Raw genomic sequence first — 6,068 nt, 5'->3', positions numbered from 1 at the left:
CAGGTACAACACCAGAAGATCCAGGTACAACACCGGAAGAGCCACAAGAGCCGGAAAATCCTGAGAAACCAACACCAGAAGTTCCAGAAACGCCAGGCACACCAGAACAGCCTGAAAATCCAACGCAACCAGAAAAACCAGAAGTACCTGAAACAGAAGTGCCAAATGAACCAAGCGAACCAAATCAACCAGAACAACCAATAACACCAAGTACACCTGAGACACCAACACAACCAGAAAAACCATCACAACCGACATCACCAGAAGTTACTGTGCCATCTGAAGATAAAGATGGAGTAACGCCACCACATGTACCATCTGAACCTGAAACTAATGATGGTACAACAGTAACGACTGAAGGTGAACAAGATGTACCAGCTCAGTCAGAAGCTGAAGGTAAACAACCAACAAAAGCAGATAAGCAACAAACTGCTAAAGATAAAGACTTACCTGATACAGGTCAAGATGATGTGAAGAAAACATTATTCGGCACATTGTTCGCTGGTTTAGGTGCTTGGTTACTCTTTGGTAAACGTCGTAAGAAAGATAATGAAGAGAAATAAGTATTAAATTTAAAAACTGAATAAGTAAGATGAGACGTCCTTTGAAAGTTCGAGGGGCGTCTTTTTTATGGTTTTTTATTTCTGAAATGGTAAAGGTGAGATTGTGTTAATTGTATGTAAAGAATGTTAAGTGAGTGTTGATTTTATAATTAGTTTATTAATGGTATGTAATTCTAAAATTAGGATTGTTAAATAATAATTTTAATTACGAATATTGATTGAATACTTTTTACTTAGTGGATTATACTGTTACTAAATTGGAACATAATATCTAATTAGAATATTTGCGATGTGTGTTGAAATGGCAGAAATCTTTTCGGATGGAAGCGATAAACAAAAAACCATTTGGATATTTGGCAGATATTCTAAAGTATTATTTCTTGGCATCATAGTGAGAGATAATCGTTAAAGATAAAGGAGAAGATAGCTATGCAAATACCATTTAGTCCGCCTAAAATTTCTGAAGAGGCCATCGAAAGTGTTGTGGAAACTTTAAGATGCGGTTGGATTACGACAGGGCCTAAAACGAAAGCATTTGAGGAAGCGTTAACTGACTATATGGGGACAGAAGGTACAGTCGCAATGAACTCAGCAACGGCTGCTTTAGAAATGACATTACGTTTATTAGGTATCGGCGAAGGGGACGAAGTCATCACTTCTGCTTATACATACACCGCTTCAGCCTCAGTCATCGCCCACGTCGGCGCTAAAATTGTATTAGTAGACACGCAAAAAGACTCCTTAGAAATGGATTACACACAACTTGAAGATAAAATCACAGAAAACACAAAAGCCATTATTCCTGTGGATATTGCAGGTCAATTATGCGATTACGATCGATTATTTGAAATTGCACGTCGTAAACAAGCACTCTTCCACACGGAAAATCCTGTGCACGCTTTATTAAATCGTATTGCGATTATTAATGATGGTGCCCATTCATTCGGCGCGACCAAAGGGGAAAACAAAAGCGGCAGTTTCGCAGACTTTACTACGTTCTCTTTCCATGCGGTAAAAAATCTGACGACTGCTGAAGGTGGGGCAGTTACATGGACGAAAGATTACGAAGCACATGGTTTTGATTTACAGAAACTATACAAAACTTCTATTCTGCACGGTCAAAGTAAAGATGCCTTATCTAAAATGCAGAAAGGCAACTGGGAATACGATATCTCAGAATTAGGTTACAAATTTAATATGACAGATATCAATGCGGCCATTGGTTTGGATCAACTCAATCATTATGATGAAAACTTAGCGCGCCGTAAAGAAGTGGTACGTTTATATGATGAAAATTTAAACTCAGATGTTATCAAGACGCTTAAACACTTTGATAACGATAAAGAATCCAGTTGTCATTTATATATTATGTGGATTAAAGGGGCAACAGAAGAACAACGTAATGCGATTATTGAACATTTGGCAGATGAAGGTATTGCGACTAATGTGCACTATAAACCGTTACCGATGTTTTCAGCGTACCAAGAATATGGCTTTGACATTAAAGATTTCCCGAATGCGTATGCGCATTATGTGAACGAATTGACATTACCGCTCTATCCGCAATTAACAGATGAACAAGTAGAATACATTATTAAACAAGTGAATGAAGCAGTCGGCGGGGTGCTGGTATGAAGAAGGTCTTAATTCTAGGTGTGGCACCTGTACAAGCTGAAGCTATAGAGAAATTAAAAGAGATGGGTTACGAAACACATGCGTTGGCTATGAAAAAAGATGGCCCTGGTGCTGACAGTGCAGATTATTTCGAAGAGATTAATATTATAGATGAAGCGGCAGTCATCGCTTATATCAAACAACATCATATTGATGCTGTTTATTCAGTAGGCTCAGATTTGGCTATGCCAGTTGCGAATAAAATCTCAGAAGCCTTAGATTTACCACACTTTGTCAGTTATGACACAGCATATGCATGTAATCACAAAGATGTAATGCGTGCACAAACCAAAGGGATCACAGGTTCTGTCCCTTTTGAAATCACAAAAGATGTGAACCATCAAACTGAAATTGACTACCCAGTCTTTGTGAAACCGACAGATGGTCAAGGACAACGTGGCATTACTTTAGTGACACAAGCTGCTGATTTACCAGAAGCGATTGCTTATGCGGTGGATCAGTCTAGAGAAGGCGCAGCGATTATTGAACGCTATATCGATGGTTATGAAATTTCAGTGAATGGCTATGTTGTAGATGGCGAACTGCAATTTACCTTGGTATCGATGCGCGAAACATGGCCGCAACACCCAGGTTTAATCCATAAACATATTATCGACCCTGATTATGATTATCCTATGGCTTCTATTGAAGCAGCGATTGCAGCACACTTAGAGACCCTGAAAATTCAAAATGGTCCTGTGTATGCGCAAGTAAAAGTGATGAATCACGAAGCATTTATTATTGAAATCACGCCACGCTTTGATGGTTGTCATATGCATAAATTGATTCAATATTATAATCATGATGACTTATTAGAGAAAACGTTCAAGCATCTTCTAGAAGAACAAGCCCCTACATTTACGGAAGCGACAACGACACAACCAGTAGTCTTAGAATTTATGTGTGAGACACCGAAACAACCGATTGATTATTATCAATTCAAAGTACCAGATCATACTTTAGAAAGCTATCGTTATTACCAACAAGGAGAATTCATCAGACCTGTTAACGGTGTGTATGACAAAGTGGGCTTTTATATTTATCCGCTGATGAAGGAGGAAGATTAAATGGCCTTTAGAATTACAGGCGGCACAGGATTGCTTGGTCGCTATCTGACTGCTTTATTAGAAGATAAAGCTATTGATTATACAGTTTTATCACGTCGTCAAAATACAGAAGATGCGCATCAAGTTCAAACCGATTACAGCGAGGCTTCTTTGGAGATGATATTTCAAGAAGATGATGTCATTGTTCATCTGGCAGGTAATAGAGGACCAAAGAAAAACATCAGCAGTTATACAGAAGAAGTACAGATGGCACAATATGTGTTTGAAGCGGCGCTTGAACAAAAATGTAAAAAAGTAATCGTGGCTTCTTCTATTTCTGTATATGATGATACTGCTACATTGCCTTGGCAGGAAGAAGACGCAGTGAATGATGTGCCGAAGTCTTTATATGGTTTGAATAAACGTTATATTGAACAGCTGGCTGCGTATTATCGTAAGCATTATCAGTTGGATATAGTGTGTTTACGTTTCTCTCATTTATTTGGCGCACATGAGAAAAATAACTATATGATTAATTATTTTATGCGCTTAGCTTTGTTAGGGAAGTCCTTAACAGTAATGGGTGAGAGTGATGTATCACGTGAATTTTTATATGCGAAAGATGCGGCAAATGCGATTTGGCAAGCGTCACAACATCCAAACGCTTCCTTAATTCAAAACATTAAAGGCAGTGAAACGTTGACGAACCTAGAAGTGGCGCAACATATCAATCAAGTGTTCAGCAACCCGACTGACATTCAACGTCAAGATGAAGATGTGCCGGATTATTTTGAACCTTCTTATATGGATGGTACACGAGCACAACAAGAAATTGATTTTGTCCCTCAATATCAGTTTATAGATGCATTACAAGAAATTTATCGAGAAATGGAGGGGCTGCGTGATGAGTTACCGGAAAAATATTAAGCGTTTGTTAGATGTGTTGTTATTTGTAGCGTTGTTGCCGGTGTTATTAATTGTAGCTTTGCCTGTTAGTATAATGATTAAGAGAGAAGATAGAGGCAGTATCTTATATAATGGGCAACGTTTAGGTGTCGGTATGTTGCCTTTTGAAATGCATAAGTTTCGTACAATGAAAGAAAACGCACAAGACATTCGTAATGCGGATGGCAGTACGTTCAATAGCGATCAAGACCCACGTGTGACAAATATCGGTCGTGTGTTACGTCAAACAAGTATTGATGAATTACCGCAATTGCTGAACGTATTAAAAGGTGACATGAGCTTTGTCGGACCGCGTCCGAGTCCGCTTGGCAATACACATCGTTATCCGGATTACTATAAAACAAAGTTTCATGTGAAACCTGGTATTACGGGTTTAACACAAGCTTTGTTGCGAAATAGTGCTTCGATGGAAGAACGTATGCGTTTAGATGCTTTCTATGCGGCGAATGTCAGCTTTAAAATGGATGCATTTGTGATTTATAAAACGATTTCAACGGTGTTATTACGAAAAAATATTAATCAGAAGTAAGAGAGGAATAGCACTTATGAAGAAAGAACTGATTTTGTTGACGAATTACTTTCCTTACTATAAAGGAGAGGAATATTTAGAAGAAGAAATCAAATATTTGGCAGAAGCCTTTGATCACATTGTGATTGTTCCGACGATGGTCAGTCAGAAGATGAAGGTGACAAGAGAAGTACCGGATGTTGCGACAGTCATCGACTTGCCTTTCCCGCAAGGACTAAAAGATAAGGCCATCAACTTCTTAAAGACAGGGCCAAATATTTTATTGAGTCAACCGCGTTTACGCAGTATCGGTGAAAATGCAGGCTCCTTAAATCCTTATAAGTGGATGTACAACTTGTATTTTGAATCGAGAACAGATGCGATTTATCAAGACTTAGTACACTCACATTTATTACCGGAAAATGATGGCTATACGCAGCTTTATATTTACAGCTATTGGTTTTATATCACTGCGAACCTCGGCAGAAAATTAAAATATGATTATTATGGTGATGATTCTATCCCATTTATTTCTAGAGGTCATGGTTATGATGTTAATGATCATATTAAACCGTTTAGTTTCTTGCCGATGCGTCAGACGATGTTGAAACATGTGGATGCGTTATACCCAGTGTCTGATACGAGTTCGAACTATTTAAGCAACAAGTTTCCGAAATATGCAGATAAAATTGAAACCAGACGTCTCGGTGTAGGTGAAGGCAATTATCAAGTTTCATTACGTCAGCCGCCTTTATTTGTCAGCTGTTCAACGATTCGTAAATTAAAGCGTTTAGATGTCATTATTGATGCGTTAGCACAATTGAATGAACAAGGTTATGATTTCAAATGGGTACATATCGGTGATGGTCCAGATGCGCAAAAAATTGAAGCAATGGCGAAAGAGAAATTAAAGTCGTCTCAATATGAATTGATTGGGCGTTTGCCGAACAAAGACGTCAGAAAATGGTATCATGAGCATAACCCGACGTTATTTTTAAACACTTCTGAATCAGAGGGTGTACCAGTCTCTGTCATGGAAGCGATGGCGAATGCGATTCCTGTTGTAGCTTCAGATGTCGGAGGTACAGCTGAAATTGTACAAACAGATGTAAATGGTACTTTAATCAGTGACGCACTTAAGCCAGAAGAGGCAGCACGTGCGATTGAATATTTCATAAATCTTTCAGATGAAGCTTATCAAGGCTATGCGAAAGGTGCTTACCAAACTTGGCAGACGCTCTGTGATTCTGAAAGTCTTTATACTGAATTTGTGCATGAACTTGCACAACCTTAAGAATTCAACTCAGTATA

At 38.5% G+C, this 6,068-nt stretch carries 6 protein-coding genes; all 6 read left to right on the top strand.

The window, feature by feature from the left end; translation table 11 throughout:
• The coding region (locus HMPREF2937_RS13800) for an LPXTG cell wall anchor domain-containing protein (protein WP_180364638.1) at positions 1 to 563 on the top strand (563 nt) is incomplete at its 5' end.
• A 429-nt stretch (positions 564 to 992) separates the two neighbouring features.
• Positions 993 to 2,198, top strand: a complete 1,206-nt coding sequence (locus tag HMPREF2937_RS10810; protein WP_070864572.1) for a DegT/DnrJ/EryC1/StrS family aminotransferase — start codon at positions 993 to 995, stop codon at positions 2,196 to 2,198.
• A complete protein-coding gene (locus tag HMPREF2937_RS10805; protein WP_070462695.1) occupies positions 2,195 to 3,304 on the top strand; it encodes an ATP-grasp domain-containing protein in 1,110 nt (369 codons plus the stop codon). The genes HMPREF2937_RS10810 and HMPREF2937_RS10805 overlap by 4 nt, the downstream gene beginning before the upstream one ends.
• A complete protein-coding gene (locus HMPREF2937_RS10800; protein WP_070864571.1) occupies positions 3,305 to 4,210 on the top strand; it encodes an NAD-dependent epimerase/dehydratase family protein in 906 nt (301 codons plus the stop codon). It abuts the gene before it with no gap.
• Positions 4,188 to 4,778 carry a sugar transferase gene (locus HMPREF2937_RS10795; RefSeq protein WP_057510097.1) on the top strand — a complete coding sequence of 197 codons (591 nt, stop codon included), beginning with the start codon at positions 4,188 to 4,190 and terminating at the stop codon, positions 4,776 to 4,778. Before HMPREF2937_RS10800 ends, HMPREF2937_RS10795 begins: the two co-directional genes overlap by 23 nt.
• 16 nt (positions 4,779 to 4,794) lie before the next feature.
• A complete protein-coding gene (locus tag HMPREF2937_RS10790) occupies positions 4,795 to 6,051 on the top strand; it encodes a glycosyltransferase (protein ID WP_070864570.1) in 1,257 nt (418 codons plus the stop codon).
• Positions 6,052 to 6,068: the final 17 nt, after the last annotated feature.

It is taken from the genome of Staphylococcus sp. HMSC061G12 (genome assembly GCF_001838465.1).
GTDB lineage: Bacteria > Bacillota > Bacilli > Staphylococcales > Staphylococcaceae > Staphylococcus > Staphylococcus simulans.
The sequence above is the reverse complement of the archived record's forward strand: the minus strand, read 5'-3'. Positions and strand labels throughout refer to the sequence as shown.

What these genes read in the sequence shown, in the direction of transcription:
- HMPREF2937_RS10795 (WP_057510097.1), top strand. Translation starts at nt 4,188, where the DNA reads ATGAGTTACCGGAAAAATATTAAGCGTTTGTTAGATGTGTTGTTATTT.
- HMPREF2937_RS10800 (WP_070864571.1), top strand. Translation starts at nt 3,305, where the DNA reads ATGGCCTTTAGAATTACAGGCGGCACAGGATTGCTTGGTCGCTATCTG.
- HMPREF2937_RS10805 (WP_070462695.1), top strand. Translation starts at nt 2,195, where the DNA reads ATGAAGAAGGTCTTAATTCTAGGTGTGGCACCTGTACAAGCTGAAGCT.
- HMPREF2937_RS10810 (WP_070864572.1), top strand. Translation starts at nt 993, where the DNA reads ATGCAAATACCATTTAGTCCGCCTAAAATTTCTGAAGAGGCCATCGAA.
- HMPREF2937_RS10790 (WP_070864570.1), top strand. Translation starts at nt 4,795, where the DNA reads ATGAAGAAAGAACTGATTTTGTTGACGAATTACTTTCCTTACTATAAA.